Origin of the sequence: Pseudomonas arcuscaelestis, from assembly GCF_016881005.1 — a bacterium.
GTDB classification, from domain to species: domain Bacteria; phylum Pseudomonadota; class Gammaproteobacteria; order Pseudomonadales; family Pseudomonadaceae; genus Aquipseudomonas; species Aquipseudomonas arcuscaelestis.
On the sequence record NZ_JACOPV010000076.1, the window covers coordinates 1 to 1,088 of the forward strand.

General features: G+C 59.0%; 2 protein-coding genes. Both read right to left on the minus strand.

The window, feature by feature from the left end; translation table 11 throughout:
* Positions 1-32 precede the first annotated feature (32 nt).
* Positions 33-581: a sugar ABC transporter ATPase gene (locus H8F21_RS29345; RefSeq protein ID WP_203585850.1), complete on the minus strand. Its 549-nt coding sequence runs from the start codon at positions 579-581 to the stop codon at positions 33-35.
* Between the two features lie 88 nt (positions 582-669).
* Positions 670-1,088 (minus strand): acyl-CoA thioesterase (locus H8F21_RS29350; protein ID WP_203585851.1); only part of this gene is annotated, 419 nt, incomplete at its 5' end.

The following is a 1,088-nucleotide window of genomic DNA, read 5'->3' on the forward strand; positions in this document are numbered from 1 at the left end:
TACATGTTGCTGATAGACGGGAACGACGGCTGCTACAGCTCCACCTTGACCCAAGAGACAGGTTGATCGAGCCAATCGGCAAATTCGTCGATAAAGCTCTGCTTGAACCCCGCCTCCGCCCAGTTGTTGAAAATGAAGCCCAGGTTGGAAAACCCGCACTCCTGTAGGAACAGAAACCCGTTGATGTCGTCTTCATGCCCACACAGCGGGCAGGTGAAGTTGTCGGTGTGGCCGGGCATCCAGTCTTCCAGGCTTTCGAACAGTGCTTCGCCGACTTCCTTGCGGCATTCCGGGCAGCCGGCTTCTTCGAGAAAACCCTTGGCAGGGGTATAGATACAGCGCTTGTAGATAATCTCCAGGCCGTTGACCGGCTCGTTGAACGGCAGCGCTTCGGGGTGCAGCACCACGGCGCGGGCGCCATCGGCCAGGGCGTGGCCCATGCGGTTGCCGGTGCGGCCACAGGTGGTGAGTTCTTCCTTGATGATGTTCTTGCGCACCAGCCAACGCACGATCGCCCGGGCGCGGGGTTCGTGGACGGGCAAGGTGGAGATTTTCGGAACAAGGATGCTTTGGGAATTCATGGGAGTCCTGCGGTGTGGCTGCTGACGCCATCGGGGGCAAGCCCCCTCCCACATTTGATCCAGTTTTAATCCTGGGATTTTAAGCGGATCAGCCCTTGATTTCCTGATACCGCTTCTCCAGCTCCTGGCGAATCTGCCGACGCTGCTGGGCCTGCACAAAGCGGCGCTTGTCTTCGCTGTTATGCGGCTGCAATGGCGGTACAGCGGCAGGTTTGCGTTGGTCGTCAACGGCCACCATGGTGAAGAAGCAGCTGTTGGTGTGGCGCACCGAACGCTCGCGGATGTTCTCGGTCACCACCTTGATGCCCACCTCCATCGAGGTGTTGCCGGTGTAGTTGACCGAGGCGAGGAAGGTCACCAACTCTCCTACGTGGATCGGCTCGCGAAAAATAACCTGGTCTACCGACAGCGTGACGACATAGCGACCGGCATAACGGCTCGCACAGGCGTAGGCCACTTCGTCGAGGTACTTGAGCAGGGTGCCGCCGTGGACATTGCCAGAGAAGT